This is a genomic window from uncultured Campylobacter sp., assembly GCF_938045345.1.
GTDB lineage: Bacteria > Campylobacterota > Campylobacteria > Campylobacterales > Campylobacteraceae > Campylobacter_B.
The window spans coordinates 38033-62541 of the sequence record NZ_CALIMS010000058.1 but is presented as its reverse complement, the minus strand read 5'-3'; the positions used below and the strand labels follow the sequence as shown (position 1 = coordinate 62541).

Genomic DNA, 24509 nt, shown 5'->3' with positions numbered 1-24509 from the left:
AGATCAAAGCATTCTTAACACCTATTTGATGAGGATAGTTCATGATAAATTTAATAAGTACGGTTAAATCCAAGTCATCTTTTATATATGGGTATTCGCTATGGCGAGGTATATTATAAAAGTCCTTAAACACCTCTTCTGCAAATAATGGATTTTTGGAAATATCTCTTATGCGAGCATATCGGAACAGTCTTTTAATAAGTTTGAATAAAATTTCTAAGGAGGCATACTTCTCATTATCGTAATAATAATCCAGTATCGGCATAATATCCTTTTTGCTTATCTTGTTTATATCTTTGTCGCAAATATCCTTTAAAGCTTTAAAGCTCATATCTCGTCTTTTAGAGGTTGCTAATGCAACATTGCCGTTATGTCTACGAAACTGTCTATAAACGCTTGCCAGAGTATTTTTAGCAGGAGTCAGCTTAGCAGAATTATCTATCATTAAACCTTTAAGAGTTTCTTTGGCTTCACTTAAGCTTATCTCATCTGCATTACCTAAAGACTTAATCAGCTTGCCGCCTATGCAATAGTGATAGTGCCTATGGATTGTTTGCTCTCCCTTTTTAGTAAATGAGCGGTAAAATCTAACTGCTATATGCTCATCTATCATTTCTACCATAGTGTTTTTGCGATGAGGCAGGGAGAAATTTCTGATAACTTTATCGGGGTCTGTTTTAAAAGCCGGATCGTCTTTAATCTTAGAAAAAACCTTCATAACTGCTTGTCCTTTAAAATTTCATATAGTTTCATAGGACAAATTATAAAAGTTTCCAAAGAGTTTAACAAGCTTAAGAGCTACTATACATTTTTTAATATATAGTAGTTTCTCTTAAACTACCTGTATAATCTAGCGTTTTTAGCATTTGAAATTTTTTTGAAAAAATTTGAAAAAGCCGTAAAACAGGGCCTTTAAAAAAATCAAAAAACTAAAAATAGGGGGAAAATTTGATAGATGGTGTCCTGCGTTGGATTCGAACCAACGACCCCCTCATTAAAAGTGAGATGCTCTACCTACTGAGCTAGCAAGACATCGTAAGAAGTGGCGCGACGAATGGGGCTCGAACCCACGACCTCCGCCGTGACAGGGCGGCATTCTAACCAGCTGAACTACCGTCGCACCAAAAATCACACTCGCAACACAAGTGCTAAAGAAGCATGAAATCCAAGGATTTCAAAATGGTGGTCGCTGTAGGGATCGAACCTGCGACATCCACCTTGTAAGGGTGGCGCTCTACCAGCTGAGCTAAGCGACCGTTTGGGTTTAAAAAAGAAATGTAATTATATATCTAATACGATTAATTTTCACTTAAACAATGATGAAAAGACTGAAATTGTGCTATACTTGCGACATAAAATTTTATCAAAGGCTCGGTAAATTTAGATGAAAAAGTTGGTTTTCGCCCTGTTTTTAGCGCTTCAAGCCCCCGCTTACTCGCCGAACGAGATCGTAAACGCCATCGCCGCAGTAGCGCAAAATGAAGGCGTCAAGCCCGAGATCCTCTACACCATCGTCAAAATTGAAAGCGACTTCGAGCCCTACACGATCTCCTTTTTGACAAATAAAGCAAATGCCGATTATTTTGCAGGCCTGCGCAATCAAAATATCCGCATCAAAACGAGCAACTATAGCCTAAATTCCAGCAAATGGGTCGTTACGATAATACCGGCAAACGAAATTTACGCCGTGCAGATCGCCAAGTATCTGTACGAGGACGGCTTTAGCATCGACGTGGGGCTCGGGCAGCTAAACGCCGTAAATTTCAGCCAAAATGAGATCGATTATATATTCAACCCGATGTACAACCTCACCAAATGCGCCAAAATCCTGCGCAAATGCTGGAACGCCAAAAATAAAAATATAAAAGACACGATTGAGTGCTACAACTACGGCATGCGCAAGCGCTACTCAAACCCTTACTACAAGCGCTTTTACGAGCATTACGAGAAATTTTTCGGCAAGCCCTATTAAGAGTTAGTAAAATTTCGCTAAAATCGCGCAAATTTTAAAAAAGGATATTTCATGATACTGATCGCAGGACCCTGCGTGATCGAAAGTCGCGAGCTAATAATGCAAGTCGCGGAAAGTTTGCGCAAATTTAACGAAATGAGCGGGGTGGAATTTTACTTCAAAAGCAGCTTCGATAAAGCCAACCGCACCAGCATCTCAAGCTTCCGCGGCCCGGGGCTGCAGCGCGGCTGCGAAATTTTAGCTGAAGTAAAGGAGAAGTTCGGCTATAAAATTTTAACCGACATCCACGAAAGCTACCAGGCAGAGCCCGCCGCGCGCGTCGCCGACGTACTGCAAATACCAGCGTTTTTGTGCCGCCAAACCGACCTGCTCGTCGCTGCAGCCAGCACGCAAGCGGTAGTAAACATCAAAAAAGGTCAGTTTCTATCGCCGCAGGCGATGAAACACAGCGTCGAAAAGGTGCTGCAAACCCGCGGTGCGCGGGCTTATACCCCGCAAAGCGGCGCGGCATCTAGCGATACAAAGGCCGCTCAAAACAGCGCCTGCTCTAGCGATACCGAAATTTACAGCGCGCAAAGCGATGCTCGAAGCAGTACAGATAGCGGATCTTCGGCATTAGACGCGCAAAATTATTGCGGTGCACGATTGAACGCGCAAAATTCCACCCATGCTTGCGATGCTTCAAACGCCGTAAATTCTACTCAAAGCGCCCCGCAGCCAAGCGACGAAGGGATGCACGATCTGGCGCGCCGCTACGGCGTTTGGCTCACCGAGCGCGGCAGCACCTTCGGCTACGGAAATTTGATCGTCGATATGCGCTCGCTGCCGATTATGCGCGAGTTTGCACCGGTTATTTTTGACGCGACGCACAGCGTGCAGATGCCTAGTATCGGCGCTACGAGCGGCGGCGACTCGCACTTCGTGCCGTACCTTGCACGAGCGGCGGCGGCCGTGGGCGTGGACGGCTTTTTTTACGAGACGCACCCTGATCCCGCTCGCGCACTTTCGGATGGGCCGAATATGCTAAATTTGCAGCAGCTCGAGCGCGTCGTAGCGCAGACGCTCGCGATTCAAAAAGCACTCGGATTTTAGAGTGGGCGGCTGCAAAATTTCAAATTTAGGCTAGCGAGTTTAAATTTTAATTTCGCTTCGCTGCGCACGCTAGCCGATTTTCGTACTTTGCGCTAATAAATTCTATATGCAAGGGCGTGCTTCAAGCGCAGCGAGTTTGCATATCGCGCGCTAAAAATTTCAAATGTATTGCGATAAAATTTAGCGCATTTATAAATTTACTCTGCGAGCTTCACTAAACTTCGGGGGCTTTGATAAAATTTATGCGGCATAGGGCGATCGCCAGGCCGCGAGCGGGGCAATTTCGCTGCGCTAAATTTAAAATTTTAAAAGCCTAGTGCGCAGAATTTAACCATAAATTTTGCGCTGAATTTCGCAGCCGACAAAGTAAAATTTAATCTAAATTTACGCACAAATTCCGATTGCCCAATCCGCATTACACGAGCTGCCGCCGCATAAAATTTAAGTCAAGATTAATGAGGCGGGGATATAATTCAAGCCTAAAATTCTTTTAAAGGATATTTATGGGTTACGTAGAGTCTAACCTTCTAAATAGCGAAAATGTGATTGCTAAAGCCAAAATTCACTGGGCGGTTTTTATCTCCGCTATCGTCATATTGATTCCCGCGATAGTTGGAATCATAAATAAAGACGATAGACTTTCATTCATATGCTTTGGCGGTTTTATAGCGGCGCTAATTCACGGGTTTATTGTTTTAAAAACAAACGAGCTCGCTATCACGAATCAACGTATAATCGGCAAAAAGGGTCTTATTAGCCGTGAAACGGTGGAACTAAAATATGAAAAAATCGAAAGCATTTCCGTAATGCAGAGTATCCTGGGACGAATTTTAAAATTCGGCACCATAGTGGTGCGAGGCACCGGCGGCACCGCGGTTAGCTTCCAATTTATCGCTAATCCTGTAGCGTTTAAAAACAAGGCGATGGAAAAGATCGGCTAGACTCCGTCTTGCATATAAAATTTCAGCCAAATCATAAAATTTTACGTTGCAAATTTTACTCTATGCCGCGCCGGCTTTTAAAATTCCAAGCGATTTATGCTTGCACCGCCGCCGGCATTTTATCTAAAATTTTGTTTTTGTCGCTATAATGCGGCTTCTTGACCTTTTCGTCTAGTGGCTCAGGACGTTGCATTCTCAGTGCGAAAACGCGTGGTTCAAATCCCGCAAGGGTCGCCATTATGGACTTATACAAGCCTCTTGATTTTAAACGATAAATTTATCTATGATTTTATCATGGGCTTTCATACAAGCCGTCCGATTTCAAATAATAGATTTTATCCGCGATTTTATCGATGAAACTTTTATCGTGCGAGACAATGATCTCACTTACGTCAAGCTCCGCTAAAATCCCCGCCACGCGCTCCTGCATCGCTTCATCAAGCGCCGTCGTAGGCTCGTCCAGTAGCAGTATCCTAGGCTCGCACACCAGAGCGCCCGCAAGCGCCACCAGCTTTTTTTCGCCGCCGCTTAGATGAAAGGGCACCCGCTCGCACAGATGCTCGATTCCCAGGCGCCGTAGCGTCTCCAGCGCCTTACGCTCGATCTGCTCTTCGCTTAAAATTTCAAGCTTTTTTAGATGGTCGTTTTCGCTGCCCTGCCTTAAAATTTCCGCCTTACGACCAAAAAATTTAGAAAAAATTCCACGTCTTTTCTCCACATTTCGTGCTCGTTTTAACCGCTCATTTTGCGCACGCAGGCTAAATGCGACGTCCTCAAACACGCTCGCGCACAAGAATTGATCGTCGCTGTTTTGAAACAAAAACCCAATCTCGTGGCGAAATTTTACAAAATCCTCCACACACTCAAGCTTCTCTCCGAAAAGCTCGATCTTGCCCTCGCCCCATTGCCTTAGGCCGCCTAAAATTTGAAGCAGGCTCGTCTTGCCCTGCCCGTTCGCGCCCAAAATCGCCACTTTTTCCTTATGCCCTACGCTCAAATTTACACCGCGAAAAATTTCTCGCTCGCCGTTTTTAGCGCTTAAATCCAGCGCCTTAAGCGAGCAGCTCATAAGATAGCTCCGATTTTAACAGATACGCACGCCAGCACGAACGCCAAAAACGAGGCCTCCGAGACGCTCAAGCCCTCGCGACATTCGTAAAATAGCCTACCGCAAAACCCTCGCGCGCTCATCACCAGGCTTAAATTTCTTGCTTGCTCAAGCGCCGAAATCGCTAAAATCCCAACTAAATTTGCATAAATTTTATAGGTGAAAATTCCGCTCGTCCCTACAAATCCGCGCATCCGCAAAAGTGCTTGCAGCCTCGCTAGATCAGAGCGTAAAAAATTTACGAATCGCCCGCAGCAATACACCAAAGAGCTTAGCTTTTCGCCGAGCCCGAGCCCGTAAAATCCGCGCGCGAAAAAATATTCATCCTTGCCGTAAAATAGCAAAATCGCAAACGCCATTATCAAATTCGCGCGCAAAAATATCACACCCGCAAGCTCGTAGTTGCCGACTATGGCGGGGCTTAACGCGCTTAAAATAGCAAAGATATTTAATACTGCAAGCCTTGTGCAGACCGCACGCGCAATCGAAATTTTAAGCGCAAAAAGAAGTAGCGGCGGGGCAAAAAACGCTGCGTAAAGCTGTCCGCTAAGTCCGACGCCGAAGCTGAAGATGAAAAACGCGAGCAGTGATACGGCGGGGCTCATTTGCGCGCTCTTTTCGCTAGCCACATTAAGCCAAAAAAGCCGAAAATCAAGGCCAAACAAAGCGCGATTTTAGGCGCCTCGGCGGACTGGCTTTGAAACGCCAGGCTCCTAATATCGCCCTTAGGGCTTTCTTTTGGCAAGATGCTTCGCGAGGCGGAATTTTCCAAAGGCTCGGAAGTGCTTGAAATTTTATTTTCAGGCGTACTAGCTTTCGGCACGATATTTTCGGACGCGCTGTCTTCGGACGCGGAATTTTTAGCGGCGTTCAAATTTTGCGGCATAGGATTTTCAGAAACGTCAGAATTTTGTGGCGTGGAATTTTCAGGATCACCGGAATCCTGCGGTGTAAAGTCCTCGGCGCTAAATTCCATCTGTGCACCGTGCCCTGCACCTCCGTAAATTTGAATAGTAAAATTTTTAGCGGGTATTCGTATGCTCGCAAGTCCCTCTTTATCGGTCTTAGTGCGCAAAATTTCGCGCCCGTCCGCACTGATTAAAACTTCGCACTCCATGCAGGGAGAATTTTTATAAAAATAGCTATAAATCGCCACTCTATCGCCCTCTTGCGTCGCGAAAAGATGAAGCGCATGCGAAAATGCAAAAGAGCTCAAAACCGCTAAGAAAAATAGTGCTCTCATCGCCTTTGTCCGCCGTAAAATTTCGCAATAAAGCTAAGCGCAAAAAGGGTGATGATCCCTTCCAAAACAGCTAGAATTGCGCCTTCGAGCGAGATGAGCGTCGCGATAGCAAAAAACTCCCGCCCGCTGATGAAAAGCACGAGATCAAGAAGCAGCATCGAGCAGACGATCGGCACGAAACCCGCTAAAAACAGATAAATTTTTTGCGTGCGCACTTTTAGCTCTTGCGCTTTTGCGGCGGCGGCAAAGAGCCCGCCCAAAACCGCTGGAAAGCCGATGACTGTGGTATTTACGCCTAGCACGCTAAGCCCTCCGAAGCCGAAAAACACCCCTTGCAAAAACAGCGCAACGAAAATCGCCAAGATCGCGCGTGAGCCCAAAAACGCGCCCACGAGCCCGCTTAGCATCAGGTGCATGGAGCTGACGCCCACGGGCAGGTGCACGAAAGAGGCGACGAAAAATAGCGCGCTAAAACATGCGATCCTAGGGATTTCAGACTGCCTTACGCGCCATAAAATCGCCGCTACCGCAGGCGTCGTAACCGCCCAGCCGGCAAGCAGCACGGGCGCGCTCAAAACTCCTTCGCTAATGTGCACGGCTCGCCTCCTTTAAATCGCTCCCGTTTTTTAGACGCGCAAAAACGCGGGAGCTAGTTAAATTTAAGGCATTTGTGACCTTTGCGATAATTGCCTTGATTGCTACAGGTTTTTCCTTTGCAGCTTTAGTCGCGGCAAAATTTGCGGCTGTAAAACTCGCGGCTTGCGTCCTATCTGCGGCGGCTGTCAGCGCAAGACTCGGAACGGTCTCGGAGCTGCTTGCGGAACCAGTAAATTTGATAAATTTTACAGCTCGCATGGCGCAAAAATTTTCGTTTGCTACATTTGCAGGAGCGGCAAATGGATTTCGCGACGCAAAATTTGAGGCTCCGAGCGATCTTGGTGCGATGCTTATGCGGTAAAACAGAGCTTGCGAAATTTTAAAAGTCGGAGTTTGCAAAATTTCAAAAAACGAAATTTTGCGCGTGGGTATTTTACGCTCATAAAACCACGGATATGAAATTTTACGCAGCAGAGCTTCGTTACTTAAAATTTTACACGGCGGAATTTTGCCATTTAAAATTTTAACTGCAGAATTCGATGGAAATTTTACGTCGCCAAGCAAAACGCGCGAAAATAAAATTTCAAAGCTCCGCTCAAGCGTAAATTTAAATTTATCCGCAGCGACGCAAATTTCGCCCAAAAAAAGAGATCTCACCGAGCCGCTCCCCTACTTTTTCAACTCGTCTGCTTTGATCCAAAGCACGGCTCCCAGCTCATTTACGGGCTGCTCGCTTCCTTTGGCGGCTTCCTCCTCGCTAAGAGCCGCAAAGCCCCACCAGCCGGCAACCGGCATTACGAAGCTAAACTCGCCCGCGCCGTTGGTTTTAACGACCTGTGTGACATGCGCCTCGCTAGGGGCTTTGTAGCCCTTATCGTTATATAGCTCGATCTCCACGTCCGCGCCCGGAACGGGCTTTCCGTGCAGTAAAAAAACTCCGCTAAATATCTCTCCCGCATACAGCGCATAAGGCCGCACTAGCGGCACGATCTCCGCCTCTAGCCCGAGCGGCTTATCCCAGCCTTCGCCCGCGCCGTAAGCATCGACGTAGGTTTTGGTGATATGGCGGATCATCTTGCGCTCAGCCGGCTCGGCATAGGGTTTCGGATCGAAATAAAACGCCAAAAGCGATGGCTTGTCAGCTTTAAATTCCGCCGTGAAATAGGAATTTTCACTCTTTTTCTGCTCTTTTAGGCTGCCTAGGAGCGATTTTTTCTCACCATCAATAAAAACGCCAAATTCTGCGGGCTTTTGTAGATTCATAGACTCCTGCAAAAACGGATGGGAGAATTCCAAATTTAGCTTCACGATAGCGTCTTTTTGATCCTCTACGACATTTTTATCCGTCGTAAGAACGCCGAAATGTGCGAACGCAAGGCTCGCCGCGAAAATTCCTAAAAAAGCAAATTTTGCCTTCATGTAATACCTTTCATAATAAAATATTACGGAATTGTATCACTTTTTTTCATCCGTATTGCTTAAATGTGGGTTTATTTTGAGTATTTAAAGCAAACTTTGGTTAAAATGTCGCAATTTAAATTACCAAAAAGAGGCAGAAAATGATAAATTTAAAACTTATCGAGACGAATTTCGACGAATTTAATAAAAAACTTATCGCCAAAAAAGTCCCGCCGCAGACCCTACAAACGCTGCTAGATGCCTACAACGAGCTAAAATCTAAAAAGAGCGATCTTGAAAACCTTCAAGCCGTACAAAACGCAAAGAGCAAGGAGCTCGGCCTCGCCGCGCGCGAGGGTAAGGACGTAGGCGCGCTAAAATCGCAGCTTGAGGAAAACAAGCAAAAGATCCAAAGCCTAAGCGAGCTCGTAAACGAGCGCGAGCAGAGCCTAGAAGCGATCGCCGCGTGCGTGCCGAATATCATCGACGACGACGTGCCGATCGGTGCGGACGAGAACGAAAACGTCTGTATCAAAAAGGTCCTGCAGCCGCGCACGTTCGACTTCGCGCCCAAGCAGCACTTCGAGCTCGGCGAGGCGCTGGGATGGCTTGATTTCGAGCGCAGCGTCAAACTCAGCGGCAGCCGCTTCACCGCGATCCGAGGTCTTGGCGCAAAACTGAATATGGCTCTCATCAATTACATGATCGAATTTAACAACTCGCGCGGCTTCGAGCTCGTAAATATGCCGTTTTTGGTACGCGATCAGATCCTCTACGGCACGGGTCAGCTGCCTAAATTTAAAGACGATCTTTACCGCGTTGACGACGAGGAGCAAAACCTCTACCTCATCCCTACGAGCGAGGTTACGGCGACGAATCTCTTTAACGATGAAATTTTACGCAGCGAGGAGCTGCCGATCAAGCTCACCAGCTACAGCCACTGCTTTCGCAAGGAAGCGGGCTCGGCGGGGCGCGATACGCGCGGCATGATCCGCCAACACCAGTTCGAAAAGGTCGAACTCGTCGCCATCACGCGCCCAGAGGATAGCGCAAAGATGCTTGAGGAGATGATTTCATGCGCGAGCGATCTGCTAGCTAGCCTAGGTCTTCCGCACAGGCATATGCTGCTTTGCAGCGGCGATCTGGGCTTTAGCGCCGCAAAGACCGTGGATTTGGAGGTTTGGCTACCGGGACAGAACCAATACCGAGAGATCAGCTCGATCAGCAACTGCCGCGATTTTCAGGCGCGCAGAGCCAAGATCCGCTTCAAAGACGGCAAGAAAAACAGCCTCGTTCACACGCTAAACGGCTCCTCGCTCGCGGTCGGCCGCACGCTGATCGCGGTGATGGAAAACTACCAGCGCAAGGACGGCAGCATCGAAATTCCGCGCGTTTTAGAAAAATATATGTAGGCGGCCCGTGCGAAAGCTTTGGAAAAACCCAAATTCTAACGCCCGCTTCGCAGCCGCTGGGTCTTGCGCGGTAAAATTTATGGATCGCGGCGTTAAATTTTTTGCGCTGCAAAACGCAGGATTTTTTGCAACAAAATTTGGTAGCACGAAATTTTGCGGCGCAAAACCTGAGGCGCACGATGCCAAGCTTCGCGATTTTAAATTTCGCAATGAAAGGCTTCTTCATGCGCGACAAATTCCACAATCACGGTACTCGCATTTTAAATTTAATGTCGAGAAATTTAATGGTGCAAATTTTGCGACCTGCGGAACAGAATTTTTAGGGGCAACCTTTCGCGGCACGGAATTCTGCAAGTCTAAATTTAGGGAGCGCAGCGTCAAATTTTACAAAGCAGAATTGCGCGAGACCGATTTTTTAGCTCGCACCGCAAAATTTTATGCGGCTAAATTTCACGGCGCGAAATTTAGCGAGATGAGGTCCCGGACGCCAAATTTAGAGCTTAAAATGAAATTTGACGCAGCGAAATTCGGCGGGGTAAAATTCCACGGCGGCGCGCTTTTCAAATTTGTCGCCGCAAAAGGGCTACAGCGCGATTCTAGCCTTTGCGCCGCGCCCTTTAAATTTACCGCGCCGCAAAATGCGGGATCTTTTGAAACAAAATTTAGCGAAGCAGGATTTTGCGACATGAAATTTCATAAAGCAAGATTGTGCCGCGCAAAATTTTATGCCGCAGAATTTGCGGCGAAGGATGAGAAGCTTTACGGCGCAAAACGGCACGGAGCGGACGCGTGAAGATCGCGCTTTTCGGCGGCAGTTTCGATCCGCCGCACGCAGGACACGAAGCCGCGGTAAGGGCGATTTTATCAAGCCTAAAGCCCGATTTGCTGGTCATAATGCCGTCATTTCTAAACCCGTTTAAAAAGAGCTTTTCGGCGCCGCCGCAGCTGCGGCTTAGATGGTGCCGTGCGCTGTGGAGCGACGCCCCGCACGTGGAGGTGAGCGATTATGAAATTTCGCAAAACCACTCGGTACCCACGATACAAAGCGTGAAATTTCTGCTCGAAAAATACGGCGGAAACGGCAAAATCGCGGCGGAGACGGCAGCCGCGGCAAGCGAAACCCCGACAGCCGTAACGGATAGGGCTTTATCTAACGGCGCAAATATCGCGAGAGAAATTTGCGCCGATACTCATATTTCGGGCAGCGCGGGCAAAATTTTACCCGGCAAGGCAGATATGGTTTTGCCGTGCGGCATAGCTAAAATTTCAAGCGACGATGCCTGCACCGCCGTTAATACGGATAGAGTAAGTATCTCTGCCAACGCAAAAAACGAAGCTCTGCAGGGCGGAATGGCGGATCAAATTTTGGTTGGTAGCAAAAGCGAAATGGACGGAATTTCGCAAAGCAAGGCGGGTGAGATTTCGGCCGACGGTAGAAATAAGGCGGGTAGCGCAAACGATGTGAGCAAAATTTTAAATGCCATTGCGGACAAAATTCCAAGCACAAGCGAAATTTCAAGCGGCAATGCGAATTGCATGGCTGACGCAGGCGGCGCAAATTTCGTGGGTAGCGCAAATAGTGCAGGTGACACAGGCGGCGCAGATGACGCGAGCGATGTGAGCGATGTGAGCGATGTGAGCGATGTGAGCAGTACAGATGAAGCAAGCAAAGCAAATAGTGCAAGCGGCACGGATACAGTCTCAAAGCTCTACATCATCGTGGGCGCCGACAACCTAGCCGAGCTTCATAAATGGCGCGATTTTGGCGAGCTGCAGAAAATGGCGGAGTTTGTCGTGCTTACGCGGCCCGGCTACGAGATCCCGCGGCAGTGGACGGGTCTAAAGCGGATCGAGATTGCCGTAGATGCGAGCTCAAGCGGTTTTAGGCGAGATTTCAAAGGCGAAATCCCGCCCAAGATCGCAGCAGAGGTCATAAAATTTTATAAAAGGAAAGATATGCAAGATCCAAAGCAAAGGGCGGAAAAGATCGCCGAAATTTTAAACGAAAAGAAAGCCGAAGACGTCCAGATCATCGATATGGAGGGGCGCGAATATATTGCGAAATTCGTAGTTATCGCCACTATGCTGACCGCCCGCCACGCAGCCTCGCTCATCGAGGAGCTAAAAAGCGTGCTCAAGCCGCTTGGGGAGGAGTTTTTGGCTATCGAAAGCGGCGATGAGTGGAGCGTCGTCGATCTCGGCGACATCATAGTCCATCTCATCAGCGAGACTTACCGCGCCAAATACAATATCGAGGACTTCCTCGACAAGCTCAAAAAAGAGCAATTTTAAGGAGGGAGCGTGCCGAGACAGACCTGGAGCAGCAAGCTCACATATATTTTAACCGTCGCGGGCGCCACGATCGGCTTTGGTTGTACGTGGAGGTTTCCGTATTTAGTCGGCGAAAATGGTGGTGGCGCCTATGTGCTCATATTTTGCATCGCGATGATCGTGCTTGGAATCCCGATGATCTTGGTAGAAAACGTCATCGGACGCCGCGCGCTAAGAAACTGCGTCGATGCCTTTGCAGCGCCTAAAAAGGACGGCTCACGCATAAAGCCCGTATGGAAGATCGTAGGCATCATGGGCGTAATCGGCGCGTTTGGAATTTTGGCCTACTATATGGTCCTTGGCGGCTGGGTGCTAACCTACATCGTAAACATCGTAAGCGGTAACTTCGACCTCTCCGCGCGGATCACAGACCCCGCATTCACGCAGAAATTCTACGCAGATCACATCGAAAATAACCCGCTCGGCGTCGGAGCTTACACGATCGTTTTCATAGCGATCAACTGGTACATTTTGAAAAACGGCATCATCGAGGGGATCGAAAAATTCGTAAAATTTCTAATGCCCGCGCTATTTTTGTGCTTCATCGCGGTGATCCTTACAAATTTAACGCTAGAAGGCGCAAAGGAGGGCGTGAAATTTTATCTCGGCGTTGATTTTGCAAAGATCACGCCTAAGCTTTTGATCGACGTTTTGGGACAGGTCTTTTTCGCGCTCTCGCTCGGATTCGGCGTGATGATCACGCTGTCTAGCTTCCTTAATAAAGACGAGAAGCTGATGCAAACGGCCACCATCACCGCGGTCGTAAACACGCTCATCGCCGTGCTTGCGGGCTTTATGATCTTCCCATCGCTCTTTAGCGCGGGGCTTGAGCCGAGCAGCGGCTCGTCGCTGGTTTTTAAGAGCCTGCCGATCGCGTTTTCGCACATGCCGTTCGGCAACGCCGTCGCGGTGGTCTTTCTCTCGATTTTGCTCATCGCCGCGCTTACGACGTCGATCACGATCTATCAGGTCATCATAAATTTCGTCGAGGAGCGCTTCGGCTTTTCAACGCTAAAGGCGGTAAATTTAACGCTCGGCAGCGTCTTCGTGCTCGGCAACCTGCCCTGCATACTCTCAAGCAGCGTGCTTGCGGACGTTAAAATTCTGGGGCGCTCGGTTTTTGACGCCTTCGACTTCGTAAGCGCAAACGTATTTTTCGTGCTAACGGCGCTGCTGTGCTGCATCTACGTGGGCTGGGTGCTGAAAAAGGACGCGATCTACGAGCTCACCAACGAAGGCGATTTGAGCGCGAGGCTCGCGGGAGTTTGGTTTTTGTACGTCAAATTTATCCTGCCGCTTATCATCGCGGTGATCTTCGGATACGGGATTTTCGGCTAAATTTAAAACCGCGAGAGTTTTAAATTTTAAATTTACCCGCGGCTGGTGCGGCGGAATTTTAAATTTTCATTCGCTCTGTTACACCACACACTGCGGCGTGGGTTTTTACGCGGTGCGGCACATTGTATTGAAACTTGCGGCACGGCGGTCTTGCGACTAGGTGCGAGACACCGCACCGCAGTTATAATATAAATTCAGCGCAGGCGTAGCCTGCCCCTTGTAAAGCGTCGTCGGGGGTTAGGTGGGGTTTGGGACGGGAAGGGGAGCGATCTCGCAATCCAAGCCCCCTTCCCGCCCCAAGAAAAGCTTGGGGGCGGCGCGGCGGAATTTTAAAATTTTATTCGCCTCAGCGCAGCGCGTTAAATTTTAGAATTTTAAAATCTATCGCAGCGGCGCCGTATCGCGAGAGATAAAATTTAAAATTTAGCCGCAATTTAGGGGTTTGCAATGCTTCTATTTTTTCTTACGATCTTTCCGATATCGCTGATGCCGGGCATCAACATGACCTACGCGCTAAATCTCGGCATCGCGCGCGGCTATCTTAAGGCGCTGCCCGCGCTACTCGCGCAGGTGCTGGGCGTCACGCTCGTGGCGCTTGCGTGTATATTCGGCGTCGCGGGCATTCTGCTTGCGCACCCTGCGGCGCTTAGCGCGATTAAAATTTTAGGCGGCGCGTATATTTTTTATCTGGGCGTCGCGACCTTTTTAGCGCGCGGAAATTTTAAGCTGCAAAAACAAAAGCGCAGCGAAAATATCTTCCTACAAGGCTTCGTAGTCGCAGTCTCAAACCCCAAGGCGTGGATATTTTTCACCGCACTCTTTCCGCCGTTTTTGGACGCGGACAACCTTTTCGGCGCGCGCACCTTCGCCCTCGTCGCTACGCTGTGCGTAAGCGAAAGTATCTGCCTTAGCATCTACGCGCTGGGCGGAGCTGTGCTAAAAAATCTTCTGAAAACCCATTTGAAATACCTCGAAATTTTCTGCTCGGTACTGATGTGTGCGATCGGGCTGTGGATGATTTTGGGCTAAAATTTTGATTAAATTTAGCGCCCGAGCTTTGATGAAATTTTTAAATTTAAAAGATAGATTGAAAAGTGGTATTGCTGCGGCTAAATTCCGAGAATAAATCCCGAAATTTAGCCGTTAGCTTTGAGTTAAAATTTTAAGCGATCGATCGCGTACGCTAAACGTCGCGGCAATTATCGTCCGCAACGAACCTACAGCGCGTTTAGGCGGTTTTGGCTTTGTGTAGCATCGCCTCGCCGCGTGCGCTTAAATTTTAAAATTTAATCTCTGCCGTGAAGCTCGCCCATATAAAATTTCACAGAGCCGAGACCCTCTTTTTTAGCCCATTCGTAGGCGCTTGAGACGAACTCCCAGTTGATGCCCTCGTAGAATTTTTCCAGATATTTCGGGCGCGCGTTGTGCTCATCTATGTAATACGCGTGCTCCCAAACGTCCACGACTAGAAGCGGCACGAGCCCCTCGGTCACCGGCGTGGCGGCATTTTGGGTCGCTTTGATGCAAAGCTTGCCTGATTTCGGATCGTAAGCGAGCCACACCCAGCCCGAGCCGAAATGCGCCGTAGCAGCAGCCAAAAACTCGCTTTTAAAATCCGCGAAATTTTCCGCCAGCGCCGATTTTAGCTCCACAGACGGCTCGCTAGGCTTTGCGATGCAATCCCAGTAAAAATCGTGGTTGTAAACCTGCGCGGCATTATTAAAAAGCCCGTCGCTAGCAGCCGTTACGATCTCGTAAAGCCCCTTGCCCGCAAACTCGCCCGATTCGGTAAGTTTATTCAAATTTGCCACATAGGTCGCGTGGTGCTTGCCGTGGTGATAATCACAGGTTTCTTTGCTTACGACCGCGTTGTGCGCCGCATCGAACGGCAACTCTCTAAGTTTAAACATCTTTCTCTCCTTGAAATGAATTTTGAAGCGATTATAGCCTAAAATTTCTAAACGAATAATAAAATTTATTATTTAGGATTAATTTTAAGACGAATTTCAATCTAAGCCATCTTAATCGCACTTTAAATTTAAAATTTAGGCGGTTTGTTAACGCCAAAGCTTTGCTTTCATCCTCATCGGAGCGCTTTTTATGTGCGACCGGACGTACGGGCTTAAGCGCGCTGCCGGTGCGCACGAGCGGCTATTTACCGTCATCTGCGCGATTGTGAGCTTTTTATATCTATGCTTGCTTTTAATACATAGCGCGGTGCTCGCATACGTCCTAGACACGGGGCTCGGCGCGCTTTTTATCGTCTTTCTTGAAACTGCTATCGCGCTAAAAGAGGACTTGGAGATTAGCCTGCTTCGCATATTTTTTATATTCACGCTAAGCTTATGCACAGGTATCGGCACGATCGGCGCCGTGATGCTGGGCGTATTCATCCACCGCGAGAAAATTTCTGCGCGCAAAGCGCCTGTTATTTCTCATAATTTCAAGCGCCGCGATGCTGAAATTAATTTAGAATTTTGGCGAATTTAGCTAAGCTTAGCGCTAAATTTAACGCAAAGGAAAACCATGAAAATCATCGAAGGCTCGCTTGCTCTTAAGGGCAGCGAAAAGATCCTAATCATCAACGCCCGCTTCAACCACATCATCACCGATCGCCTAGTCGAGGGGGCGCACGATGCGTTTTTGCGCCACGGCGGCAAGGAGGAAAATTTAAGCCTGATGCTGGTGCCGGGCGCTTTTGAGATCCCGCTCGCGCTTGAAAAGGCGCTAGCTTCCAAGCTCTACGACGCCGTCGTCTGCCTAGGTGCGGTGATCCGCGGCTCTACTCCGCATTTTGACTACGTAAGCGCCGAGGTAAGCAAAGGTATCGCAAATACCATGCTAAAATACGGCGCTCCCGTGACTTTCGGTGTGCTGACTACCGATAATATCGAGCAAGCGATCGAGCGAGCAGGCTCAAAGGCCGGTAACAAGGGCTTTGAGGCGATGAGCGGCGCGATCGAGCTTCTAAGTCTATTTCGCAACATAAAGGCGTAAAATGGCCACCAGACACCAAGCCAGGCTCGCTGCGATCTCGCTGCTTTACTCTAAAGATATGAACGGCGGCAGCGAGGACTTTGCGGACGAATATCTGGAAGAAAAGCGCATTCGCAACGAGCAGCGCAACTGGACTCTGGCGCTTCTGCACGGCGCTAGCGAAAATCTTGCCGCGGTCGATGCACTGATAGATGAAAATTTAAAGGAATTCAAGCTCGCCGAAATTTCGGCTCTGGAGCGCGCGATACTGCGGCTTGGGGCGTACGAGTTGCGCTTTACGGACACGGACGCGGGCATCGTCATAAACGAAGCGATCAACTCCGCCAAGGAGCTTGGCATCTCGCCAAGATTTATAAACGGCGTGCTGGACGCGCTAAAAGATAGCCCCGTAAACATCGCGGCGGATAAAATTTCCAAGCCGAATACGGCAGCAAGCGTAAATTCCGAGCTATCCTCGACGGCAAGCGAAAATTCCAAGCCCGCTGCGGTGAGAAATTCCGCTGTTTCAGATACGAACGATGCGGCGAAAAATTTCATCCCTACAGCTTCAGACGGCGAGACGGAAAATTTTACTAAGGCAAAGAGGAGCGGCACGCTGAAAAATTCTACGGCGAGCAGAAGTAGACCGTCTAAAAAGCCCGCTAATTTGAAAACTCGCAGCGCGTCCGCAAAAAAATCCGAATCCACCGCGAGCAAAAAATTTAAAACGGAGAGAAATTTCAAGACCGGAGATAAATTTAAGACGGAGAAAACGGGCAAAAATTTCAAAACGGGCGAGCGAGGCAAAAATTTTAAGGCAGGCGAACGAGGCAAAGACGCCGCGCCAAAAAAAGAGGGCGCGGATAGAAATTTCAGAGTCGGCAAAAGCGCTGCACCAAAAAAGGGCACTTCTGGTAAAAATACTACGCCGAAAAGTAGCGCTGGGCGCAAAAGCTCTATCGCGCCGAAAAAATCTGCGGACGGCAGAGGCACCGTCTCAAAAAGACCTACGGACGGCAGAGGCGCTCTCTCGAAAAGACCCGTTGGCAACAAAGGCGCAGTACGCGGCAAGGATAAACGGTGAAGCTCTGCGTCGCGCTTGATCTGGGCTCAAAGCAGCAGTGCTTACAGCTAGCGGAGGGGCTTGCGGACTTTTCGGATAAAATTTGGCTAAAAGTGGGCTTGCGAGCCTATCTGCGCGACGGTGCGGGATTCGTTGAGGAGCTAAAAAAACTCGGAAATTTTAAAATTTTCCTCGATCTAAAGCTCTACGACATCCCAAACACGATGGCCGACGCCACCGAGGAGATCGCTAAACTCGGCGTTGATATGATAAACGTGCACGCAAGCAGCGGCAAACGCGCGATGGCTACGATTATGGAGCGACTGGACAAGCTCGGTTCGCGCCCGCTAGTGATCGCGGTTTCGGCGCTAACTAGCTTTGATCAGGCGGAATTTAGCGCGGTTTACGAGCAAAATTTAAGCGACGCGGTGCGTAAATTTAGCGTGATGAGCTATGAAGCGGGGCTTGACGGCATGGTCTGCTCGGCGTTCGAGAGCCGCCTAATCAAGGACGCCACGAGCGCAAATTTTATCACGCTTTGCCCGGGCGTAAGGCCGTTTGGCGAGAGCGTGACAGATCAAAAGCGAGTGGCGGATCTAGGCGTCGCGCACGAAGCGGGGGCTGATTTTATAGTAGTCGGTCGCCCGATCTATCAGGCACAAAACCCGCGCGAAATTTGCGAGCGGATTTTGGATCAAATTTAGCGCCAAAGCTTGCGTAAAAATTAGTCTCAAATTATTTTAGTCCAGTTTTCTGAGTGTGAGAATTTTAATTAAATCATCGCGCGAGTGCGGCTTGAGCGGCGAGCCGACAAGGCGGCGAGATAAAATTTGGCAAGCTTCGTAGCGCACAAATGAAATTTAAAATTTCATTTAAAGCGGCGAGTTTGGCGGAGCTTAAACGAAAATTGAGGTAAATTTGAGCGATTTTAAGAAAATCCCCTATGTCGGCGAGGCGACCGAATCAGATCTGTTGGCGCTAGGCTACGAGGGCATCGCTTCGTTAAAGGGCGCGGATCCAGACGAGATGTATGGGCGTACAAAGGCGCTCGGGCGCGGCAGATGCATCCTCTACGTTTACTGAGGCCAGCTACTACGCCAGCACGCCCCGTCCCGACAAAGCCAAGCTGAAATGGTGGCTTTGGAAGGATTAAATTTTCAAATTTGACCCGCGCAAGTCGTTTAAATTTGAGCGGATTTACTAACGACCGATAAGGCTGTATTTGCAGCACAAAACGGCGCCTCGCGGAAGTACAAGCTAGCAAGCGCATGAACGGGCGCAAATTTTAAGCGCGAGCTTTACGAACACAATGCGATAAAGCGGCGCAAAGAGCGTAAATTTAACGGGCGTGGCGTAGCGGCTAGCGCAAAGTACAAACATAGCCGCAATATGAAATTTTGATTTTATTCACAGGCACGCTTTGCGATGAAGCAGCCTGCACGAAATATAAAATCGCTCCGATTTCTGGCAAGCGCGCGCCAAGCCGTATACGCGCCATAAATATAAAAGCGGCGACAGTCGGCGTCTTTAGGCGCACACGGCGCGGCCTTTCACGACGGCGAGCGGTGGTGGCCGATATTCAATAATCGCACTATGGAGAAAATGAAATAGGCGGCGCGAGTTTTGCTTTTTATGGTAAATTTTACGAACGCGGCGCAGATTATCGCGCGAGTTTTACGAGCACAATACAATAGAGTGGCGCAGAGTGTAAATTTAACGGGCGCCGTATGATGGAGCGCCGCAAAGCGAAAGGACGGTAAGGATGAAATTTTTTGCTACTTTGATTTTGTGCGCGAGCGCGCTTTTGGGCGAGACGATCAGCGCGAAATATGAGATTTCGTTCGGTGTTTTCGGCGCGGTCGGCAGCGCAAACACGCGGCTCGTGCGGCAGGGCGATCGCTACGAGATCGTCATGGATGCCGTTGCGCAGGGCGTCGCGGGCAGCTTAAGCGGACAAAGGCGCGAGAGCTTCCGCTCAAAGGGGCGCGTCGTGGCGGGGCTTTTGATGCCCGATCTCTACGTCCACGAGGTCTCGCGCAAAAAGGGCAAAACGACGAAAAACGAGCGCAAAACCTACGCCTTCGACTATGCGCGCAAAACGATAAAATTTCAAAAGTTCAAGGGCACGGGCGGCGAGCTACAGCTCGTAAGCGATGAAATTTTGCCCTATTTTGCGACGAACGACCTGCTGAGTTTGTTTTTCAATTTCTCTAAAATCCCGCACTCGGGCGATAAATTTTTCGTCCGAGCCGCGGGCGCAAAAAGCGCCGACGGAAGGATCGACATCGAAAGGCCGCGCGGAAGCGCCGCTGCAAATATCGCGAGCGAGCTTGGCGTCGCGCCGCCTAGCGATGCGGATGCAAACTCCAGCGCAACGGCAAGCGCAAGCTCTAGTGGAGCAGATACGAAAACCGGCGCAACGGACGCAAATTTTAAAGGGCGCGGCGCGGGCGCGGATAAGCAGGCTGCGGCGATTTACGTGGTTTTCATAAACCAGCCGATATTTTCGAGCAGCCGAGGCGAGCTGCACCTGAGTCTAAACGAGCGCGGTTACGCCGATCGCGCCGTTTTGAAGGACGTGCTGCTCTTCGGCGACATCCGCGCGCGGCTCGTGGAATGAGACTTCGTAAATTCGAAAAATGCCTGAGTTAAAAATTTTTAACTCTTAAAAGATAATTTGGCGCGTCTAGATCTTTATTAAATTTTAGTTTCATATATTTTTTAAGCTCGTTATATTCTTTATTAGTGGGGATAAATATAAAAAATTTATTGTAAAGCGCGTCTATAATTAAAGCATCGACAAACCTACATGAAAATAAGCCGCCCTTAAACAGATGAAAAATCATTTGCGGTATGAAAAGAAAGATAACCGCTCCCATGCAGCAAAATAACATTATAAAAACTATCATAGAATCATCAAATATCGCACCATAAATATAAGCGATTACGTATATGGCAAGGCAGGTTTTTCCTATGATTCTTTCCGTTTCCGTATATTTTCGTGTCTCGCTTTCATAAACAAGTGCGAAAGTTTTTTTAAAATATAAAATATCATCAAATTTCATTACGAGCTGCTCGCCTGATTTTATACATTTTATGCTTGAGTTTAAAAATATAAATTTCCTTCCGTAATGCTGCGAAAAACCCTTAAGAGCCCTAGCAACCAAAGGTCCAGTAAGCAGAATATTCGCAACTTTTCTATCATAGGGAATATTAAATACTAAATTTATAAACATAGCAAAACAAAGCAACGCTACTATAGCTATAATATTTACGATCGGCATATAGTCTTTTATGATTATCGGCTCTTTGTCGTAATCACGAGTTTTAGCGCCCCGCGATGAAATACCGCCCGGGTTTAAATTTTGAAATTTTGCCTCATCTTTTGAGTTTAAATTCATGTCGTTTAAATTTCTATCTCGGAAATTTGCGCCGCAAAGATAATCGGGTTGCAATTTGGGGTCTGTTTGATCAAAATTCGTATTTTTAAAGTTTTTGCTACTCAAATTTGCATCGTTTGAATTTAATGATCTGCGATCCGCCGTATCGCTGAAATCCGTATCGTCAAAGATGTCAGCGTTAGCGCCTTTTCGCAGCTTTTGTTTTAAATTTCGGCGCTGTTCGTTTAGAAGCTTTTTAGATTCCTCAAGCCGCACTTTATCCAAAAAATATCCTTAAGCTTAAATCGCTTGTATTTTATAACTTTGGGCTTAAATCGCAATAAATCGCGCCCATTTCGTGAGCTTTTGATTTTATTTAAAATGTGTTTTGCATCGCGCCGCATGCGCGAAATGACGGCAGCAAGGCGCGCGGCAACGGAAACAAACTGCGTTTTTGGATCGATTTATTTCTTAAATTTTCTTATGAAATCGCTCGCGCCCCGCACTGCCATCGCTGAGCTCATAACGGCGATCCTATCGGCTCCCGCGCTTAGAACGGAGGCGAAATTTCGCGGCGTTATGCCACCCAGCGCGTAAATTTCGCCGCCATAAAACCCACGCACAGCGCGGATCAAATTTAGCCCCCTCGGCGCTAGCCCCGCCTTGCAATCGGTCGCGAATATGTGGCTTAGGCAGATCGCGTTCGCGCCCAACTCCAGCGCCTCGCGCGCCTCCGCCTCGCTGTGGCAGGAAGCGACCAGTTTTTTGAAATTTGCACGCAAAAACTCCGCGCCGTGCGCCGCGCTAAAGCTCCGCAAAACACCAAGCGGCAGCCATAAATTTCTCACTCCCGCGTTCAGCGCAAAATCCGCGAAATTATGCACAAAGATCGCGGGCAAGCGCCTTGCACTCTCTGCGCTCCGCGCGCCCTTCGTACTCTGCGAGCCTTCCGCCTCTTTCACACTCTGTGAATTTTCTACGCCCTCTATACTTTCCGAGCTTTCCGTATACTGCGCGCTCCGCGAGCTCCCCGCATTTTTTGCACTATGCACATCATTCGCATTTTCTGTACTTTGCGCACCCTGCATACTTTCCGCATTTTCTGTGCCCCATACGCCTTCTGTCGCGGATTTCGTTTCGCATACGACACCGTGAAGCGAAATTTCACCCGGCGCGCTATCATTCTCGCAGTTTGCAGCGCTAGTAAAATTTTCAGACAAAATTTCATCTAAAACACGAGCGGAATTTTTAGACTGTATCTCATCTGTAGCGACACCGTGCCTACAGGCTGTATCCGCGCAAAGCTCGCTCCTGCCGCCGCCCAAATGGAGCTTTTTTAATAAAATTTTGTCCTCGTTGCGCTCGTAGAGCGAAATTTTATCCGCGTAGGCCGCGCTCGCGTTCAATCCGCCTACGAGGGCTTGGACGGCGCAGGCTCGATCGTCGTAAATTTTATGCGGAATCGTGCGCGCGCAAACTTCCTCTGCGAAAATTCCGTCCGAGCGAGCCGTATCCGTGCAAAACCCGTTCTCGCAGGCGCGTAAAATTTTACCAAACAGCGCTGCGTAAGCTTTCTCGCTCAAGTCTTTTTCGCGTACAACGATCTCGCCTACGCCCGTTGCGGCAAAATCCGCTATACGCGCAAGCAGTGCCGTCTCGCCGCCGCAGAGCGCGCGATTTGTGATGATCGTAATGCGCGAAGCAAGCTCAAAATCTAGCATCCGCCCGCTCCTTTAGGTCCAAAATCCGCGAGCGGCACAGCACTGAGGTTTAAAATTTTGCCCGTAGCATTTGGCTTTGAAATTTCACCCGCAGCGCTAAGGTTTAAAATCTCATTCACCAGGATTGAAGCCAAAATCCCTGTCTCCGCGCTAGAGATAAAATTCTTCGCCGCCGCATTGAAAACTAAATCCACAGCCGAGATGGCGGAGCTTAAAATTCTGTCCGTCCAGACAGAGGCTAAAATTTTGTTTGCGCCGCTAGGGTTTAAAGCATCTGCCGAACCATTAGATTTTATCGACTTTGCGTTGCCGCTGCATAAGAACCCAAAGCTCGCGCCGTTTTTAAATTTAAAATTTACGTCACCCGCGGGCTCGAAATTTGCGCTACCTTTAAATTTTAAATCCTCGTATGTGTTCCTAGGCCTCAAATTTACACGCGCATTTTTGAGTCCAGAATTCCTAACGTTCGCTAACGCGGTGCCTAAAATTTTATTATCCGCCATAACGCCATAAATTTTATCGCGGCGTGCAGCACTGCAAAACTCAGCACCATATTTTGCGCTACGAATTTTGCTGCGTCTAGCGGCACCAAATCTGCCCGCAAGTAACGCACCGCAAATCTCGCCTCTTAAAAAGGCATTGCAAATTTTACCCATGCGAGCGCAGAATTTCGCCGCATAAAATTCTAAAAATTTCGCCGCCGAAGCAAGCCTCTCGTGCTGAAGTTTCGCGGCGCAAGCTCGCATATCCGCGCTTTTAGACATAGATATACTCGCTCATTAGCGGCTGCAGTCCGCCTGCGCGGATCGCCTCGCAGACTTCGCTTACGCTGCGCGCGTCGCTGATCTCGAACTGCTCGTCGCCCCTCTGCTCGCTGTGCCCGCCGATACCGACGCTTACGCCTGCCGAAATTTTGCTCGCCGCGATCCTGATCGCATTATCGCGGAAGCCCGCCCTCTCGCGCGTAGAGATCGTGATCTGCGCACTTGGCAGCAGCAGTCGATACGCGCACATGACCTGCAGTAGCTCGCGCTCGCCGACGTCTTTCGGGTTTATTTTGTCGTTGTTGATGATCGGGCGCAGGCGCGGCACCGAAAAGGCAATCTCGGCGCGCGGGTACTTGCGCTGAAGCAGCCACGCGTGCACGCCCGTGGCAAAGGCATCTCGGCGGAAGTCCCCGAGCCCCAAAAGCGCCGCGAAGCCCACGCCGCGCATACCGCCTCTAATCGCGCGCTCTTGGGCTGCGAAACGATACGCAAAAACGCGCTTGTTGCCCGCAAGATGCAGCTGCGCGTAGCGTGCGGGATCGTAGGTTTCTTGAAAGACGGTGACGAAATCGACGCCGCAAGCGTGCAAATAGGCGTAATCAGCGGAATTTATCGGATAAATTTCGACGCCGATCACCTTAAAATACTGCCGCGCGAGCTCGCAGGCGCGCCCGATGTAGCGTACGGGGCTGTTTTTCTCGCTCTCGCCCGTGAGGATCAAAATTTCTTCTAGCCCGCTCGCCGCTATCGCCTCAAACTCCGCCTTTAGCTGCGCTTCATCAAGCCTTGCGCGCGCGATTTTGTTTTTGCAGTTAAAGCCGCAGTAAACACAGAGATTGTCGCAGTAGTTTGAAATGTAAATCGGCGTGAAAACGGCAACGTTGCTGCCGAAATGCGCCGCCTTCTCGCGCGCTGCGGCTTGCGCGATCTGCTCCAAATGCTCGCCTGCGCGCACGCTTAGTAGCGCCGCAAAATCGCGCAGACCTCTGTTTTTCGTGCTGATCGCCCTTTGCACGTCAGCCTCGCTCGCCTCCTCGCAAAAGCCCTCGCGCAGAGCAAGCGTGCGCTCCATCATCTCGCTTCCGATATCCTCCATGCCCGCTAAATAGCCGGTTTTATTCATCTTTTAAATTTTCCTTTTAAATTTTCATTTAAATTTTACGCGGCACG

General features: G+C 49.0%; 24 protein-coding genes, 4 tRNA genes and 2 pseudogenes. 15 read left to right on the top strand and 15 right to left on the bottom strand.

The window, feature by feature from the left end; translation table 11 throughout:
- From Q0144_RS10105 to Q0144_RS10090, 4 genes are all read right to left on the bottom strand, one after another.
- A partial coding sequence (locus tag Q0144_RS10105; RefSeq protein ID WP_298063945.1) for a hypothetical protein occupies positions 1–718 on the bottom strand: 718 nt, incomplete at its 3' end.
- A 238-nt stretch (positions 719–956) separates the two neighbouring features.
- Positions 957–1032 (bottom strand) — tRNA-Lys (locus Q0144_RS10100).
- 11 nt (positions 1033–1043) lie between these two features.
- Positions 1044–1120 (bottom strand) — tRNA-Asp (locus Q0144_RS10095).
- 60 nt (positions 1121–1180) lie between these two features.
- A tRNA-Val gene (locus Q0144_RS10090) sits at positions 1181–1256 on the bottom strand.
- A gap of 128 nt (positions 1257–1384) precedes the next feature.
- On the opposite strand from Q0144_RS10090, the gene Q0144_RS10085 reads away from it, so the two are divergent.
- From Q0144_RS10085 to Q0144_RS10070, 4 genes are all read left to right on the top strand, one after another.
- Positions 1385–1972, top strand: coding sequence for a transglycosylase SLT domain-containing protein (locus Q0144_RS10085; protein WP_297881650.1), 588 nt, complete (start codon positions 1385–1387; stop codon positions 1970–1972).
- A gap of 51 nt (positions 1973–2023) precedes the next feature.
- A complete protein-coding gene (locus Q0144_RS10080) occupies positions 2024–3064 on the top strand; it encodes a 3-deoxy-8-phosphooctulonate synthase (protein WP_298063942.1) in 1041 nt (346 codons plus the stop codon).
- A gap of 503 nt (positions 3065–3567) precedes the next feature.
- Positions 3568–4005, top strand: coding sequence for a PH domain-containing protein (locus tag Q0144_RS10075; protein WP_298063939.1), 438 nt, complete (start codon positions 3568–3570; stop codon positions 4003–4005).
- Between the two features lie 160 nt (positions 4006–4165).
- Positions 4166–4242, top strand: a tRNA-Glu gene (locus Q0144_RS10070).
- 55 nt (positions 4243–4297) lie between these two features.
- On the opposite strand, the gene Q0144_RS10065 is transcribed toward Q0144_RS10070, so the two are convergent.
- From Q0144_RS10065 to Q0144_RS10040, 6 genes are read right to left on the bottom strand one after another with little or no spacing between them, the layout of a single operon-like run.
- Complete coding sequence (locus tag Q0144_RS10065) at positions 4298–5074, bottom strand: ABC transporter ATP-binding protein (RefSeq protein WP_298063937.1); 777 nt, start codon at positions 5072–5074, stop codon at positions 4298–4300.
- Positions 5071–5718, bottom strand: a complete 648-nt coding sequence (locus Q0144_RS10060; RefSeq protein WP_298063934.1) for an energy-coupling factor transporter transmembrane component T — start codon at positions 5716–5718, stop codon at positions 5071–5073. The genes Q0144_RS10065 and Q0144_RS10060 overlap by 4 nt, the downstream gene beginning before the upstream one ends.
- Positions 5715–6356: a hypothetical protein gene (locus tag Q0144_RS10055; RefSeq protein WP_298063931.1), complete on the bottom strand. Its 642-nt coding sequence runs from the start codon at positions 6354–6356 to the stop codon at positions 5715–5717. The genes Q0144_RS10060 and Q0144_RS10055 overlap by 4 nt, the downstream gene beginning before the upstream one ends.
- Positions 6353–6952 carry a cobalt transporter CbiM gene (gene cbiM / locus Q0144_RS10050; RefSeq protein WP_298063929.1) on the bottom strand — a complete coding sequence of 200 codons (600 nt, stop codon included), beginning with the start codon at positions 6950–6952 and terminating at the stop codon, positions 6353–6355. The genes Q0144_RS10055 and cbiM overlap by 4 nt, the downstream gene beginning before the upstream one ends.
- Positions 6942–7610, bottom strand: coding sequence for a hypothetical protein (locus tag Q0144_RS10045; RefSeq protein WP_298063926.1), 669 nt, complete (start codon positions 7608–7610; stop codon positions 6942–6944). Before Q0144_RS10045 ends, cbiM begins: the two co-directional genes overlap by 11 nt.
- A gap of 12 nt (positions 7611–7622) precedes the next feature.
- Complete coding sequence (locus Q0144_RS10040) at positions 7623–8372, bottom strand: DUF4198 domain-containing protein (RefSeq protein WP_298063923.1); 750 nt, start codon at positions 8370–8372, stop codon at positions 7623–7625.
- Between the two features lie 140 nt (positions 8373–8512).
- On the opposite strand from Q0144_RS10040, the gene serS reads away from it, so the two are divergent.
- The 5 genes from serS (at position 8513) to Q0144_RS10015 (ending at position 14461) form a co-directional block, all read left to right on the top strand.
- Positions 8513–9763, top strand: coding sequence for a serine--tRNA ligase (gene serS / locus Q0144_RS10035; protein ID WP_298063920.1), 1251 nt, complete (start codon positions 8513–8515; stop codon positions 9761–9763).
- Positions 9764–9770: 7 nt separating this feature from the next.
- The gene (locus Q0144_RS10030; RefSeq protein ID WP_298063917.1) at positions 9771–10556 is read left to right on the top strand and encodes a hypothetical protein; all 786 of its coding nucleotides are present in this window, start codon (positions 9771–9773) and stop codon (positions 10554–10556) included.
- Positions 10553–12055, top strand: coding sequence for a ribosome silencing factor (gene rsfS / locus Q0144_RS10025; protein ID WP_298063915.1), 1503 nt, complete (start codon positions 10553–10555; stop codon positions 12053–12055). The genes Q0144_RS10030 and rsfS overlap by 4 nt, the downstream gene beginning before the upstream one ends.
- A 9-nt stretch (positions 12056–12064) precedes the next feature.
- Positions 12065–13432, top strand: a complete 1368-nt coding sequence (locus tag Q0144_RS10020) for a sodium-dependent transporter (RefSeq protein ID WP_298063913.1) — start codon at positions 12065–12067, stop codon at positions 13430–13432.
- Between the two features lie 447 nt (positions 13433–13879).
- Complete coding sequence (locus tag Q0144_RS10015) at positions 13880–14461, top strand: LysE family translocator (protein ID WP_050715070.1); 582 nt, start codon at positions 13880–13882, stop codon at positions 14459–14461.
- Between the two features lie 257 nt (positions 14462–14718).
- Here the strand turns inward: Q0144_RS10015 and sodB are convergent, their stop codons facing one another.
- Positions 14719–15342: a superoxide dismutase [Fe] gene (sodB, locus tag Q0144_RS10010; protein WP_298063910.1), complete on the bottom strand. Its 624-nt coding sequence runs from the start codon at positions 15340–15342 to the stop codon at positions 14719–14721.
- 190 nt (positions 15343–15532) lie between these two features.
- Here sodB and Q0144_RS10005 point away from each other — a divergent pair, with 190 nt between their 5' ends.
- The 6 genes and pseudogenes from Q0144_RS10005 to Q0144_RS09980 all read left to right on the top strand — a co-directional run bounded on the left by Q0144_RS10005 (position 15533) and on the right by Q0144_RS09980 (position 20091).
- The gene (locus Q0144_RS10005; protein ID WP_298063908.1) at positions 15533–15922 is read left to right on the top strand and encodes a hypothetical protein; all 390 of its coding nucleotides are present in this window, start codon (positions 15533–15535) and stop codon (positions 15920–15922) included.
- Between the two features lie 36 nt (positions 15923–15958).
- Complete coding sequence (ribH, locus tag Q0144_RS10000; RefSeq protein WP_298063905.1) at positions 15959–16429, top strand: 6,7-dimethyl-8-ribityllumazine synthase; 471 nt, start codon at positions 15959–15961, stop codon at positions 16427–16429.
- Between the two features lies 1 nt (position 16430).
- Positions 16431–16805 (top strand): annotated as a pseudogene (gene nusB, locus Q0144_RS09995) (transcription antitermination factor NusB); the annotation flags it as partial.
- A gap of 683 nt (positions 16806–17488) precedes the next feature.
- Positions 17489–18175 (top strand): orotidine-5'-phosphate decarboxylase, encoded by a 687-nt coding sequence (gene pyrF, locus Q0144_RS09990; RefSeq protein WP_366111487.1) that lies wholly within the window; start codon positions 17489–17491, stop codon positions 18173–18175.
- 214 nt (positions 18176–18389) lie between these two features.
- Positions 18390–18624 (top strand): annotated as a pseudogene (locus Q0144_RS09985) (helix-hairpin-helix domain-containing protein).
- 609 nt (positions 18625–19233) lie between these two features.
- Positions 19234–20091, top strand: coding sequence for a DUF3108 domain-containing protein (locus Q0144_RS09980; RefSeq protein WP_298063903.1), 858 nt, complete (start codon positions 19234–19236; stop codon positions 20089–20091).
- Between the two features lie 28 nt (positions 20092–20119).
- Here the strand turns inward: Q0144_RS09980 and Q0144_RS09975 are convergent, their stop codons facing one another.
- From Q0144_RS09975 to thiH, 4 genes are all read right to left on the bottom strand, one after another.
- Positions 20120–21136 carry a hypothetical protein gene (locus Q0144_RS09975; RefSeq protein ID WP_298063901.1) on the bottom strand — a complete coding sequence of 339 codons (1017 nt, stop codon included), beginning with the start codon at positions 21134–21136 and terminating at the stop codon, positions 20120–20122.
- Between the two features lie 179 nt (positions 21137–21315).
- A complete protein-coding gene (locus tag Q0144_RS09970; protein ID WP_298063898.1) occupies positions 21316–22572 on the bottom strand; it encodes a thiamine phosphate synthase in 1257 nt (418 codons plus the stop codon).
- Positions 22566–23336, bottom strand: coding sequence for a hypothetical protein (locus tag Q0144_RS09965; protein ID WP_298063895.1), 771 nt, complete (start codon positions 23334–23336; stop codon positions 22566–22568). Before Q0144_RS09965 ends, Q0144_RS09970 begins: the two co-directional genes overlap by 7 nt.
- Entirely contained in the window at positions 23329–24462 is a 1134-nt protein-coding gene (gene thiH / locus Q0144_RS09960) for a 2-iminoacetate synthase ThiH (RefSeq protein ID WP_298063891.1), read from the bottom strand. Before thiH ends, Q0144_RS09965 begins: the two co-directional genes overlap by 8 nt.
- Positions 24463–24509: the final 47 nt, after the last annotated feature.

What these genes read in the sequence shown, in the direction of transcription:
- Q0144_RS10085 (WP_297881650.1), top strand. Translation starts at nt 1,385, where the DNA reads ATGAAAAAGTTGGTTTTCGCCCTGTTTTTAGCGCTTCAAGCCCCCGCT.
- Q0144_RS10080 (WP_298063942.1), top strand. Translation starts at nt 2,024, where the DNA reads ATGATACTGATCGCAGGACCCTGCGTGATCGAAAGTCGCGAGCTAATA.
- Q0144_RS10075 (WP_298063939.1), top strand. Translation starts at nt 3,568, where the DNA reads ATGGGTTACGTAGAGTCTAACCTTCTAAATAGCGAAAATGTGATTGCT.
- Q0144_RS10065 (WP_298063937.1), bottom strand. Translation starts at nt 5,074, where the DNA reads ATGAGCTGCTCGCTTAAGGCGCTGGATTTAAGCGCTAAAAACGGCGAG.
- Q0144_RS10060 (WP_298063934.1), bottom strand. Translation starts at nt 5,718, where the DNA reads ATGAGCCCCGCCGTATCACTGCTCGCGTTTTTCATCTTCAGCTTCGGC.
- Q0144_RS10055 (WP_298063931.1), bottom strand. Translation starts at nt 6,356, where the DNA reads ATGAGAGCACTATTTTTCTTAGCGGTTTTGAGCTCTTTTGCATTTTCG.
- Q0144_RS10040 (WP_298063923.1), bottom strand. Translation starts at nt 8,372, where the DNA reads ATGAAGGCAAAATTTGCTTTTTTAGGAATTTTCGCGGCGAGCCTTGCG.
- serS (WP_298063920.1), top strand. Translation starts at nt 8,513, where the DNA reads ATGATAAATTTAAAACTTATCGAGACGAATTTCGACGAATTTAATAAA.
- Q0144_RS10015 (WP_050715070.1), top strand. Translation starts at nt 13,880, where the DNA reads ATGCTTCTATTTTTTCTTACGATCTTTCCGATATCGCTGATGCCGGGC.
- sodB (WP_298063910.1), bottom strand. Translation starts at nt 15,342, where the DNA reads ATGTTTAAACTTAGAGAGTTGCCGTTCGATGCGGCGCACAACGCGGTC.
- Q0144_RS10005 (WP_298063908.1), top strand. Translation starts at nt 15,533, where the DNA reads ATGTGCGACCGGACGTACGGGCTTAAGCGCGCTGCCGGTGCGCACGAG.
- ribH (WP_298063905.1), top strand. Translation starts at nt 15,959, where the DNA reads ATGAAAATCATCGAAGGCTCGCTTGCTCTTAAGGGCAGCGAAAAGATC.
- Q0144_RS09980 (WP_298063903.1), top strand. Translation starts at nt 19,234, where the DNA reads ATGAAATTTTTTGCTACTTTGATTTTGTGCGCGAGCGCGCTTTTGGGC.
- Q0144_RS09970 (WP_298063898.1), bottom strand. Translation starts at nt 22,572, where the DNA reads ATGCTAGATTTTGAGCTTGCTTCGCGCATTACGATCATCACAAATCGC.
- Q0144_RS09965 (WP_298063895.1), bottom strand. Translation starts at nt 23,336, where the DNA reads ATGTCTAAAAGCGCGGATATGCGAGCTTGCGCCGCGAAACTTCAGCAC.
- thiH (WP_298063891.1), bottom strand. Translation starts at nt 24,462, where the DNA reads ATGAATAAAACCGGCTATTTAGCGGGCATGGAGGATATCGGAAGCGAG.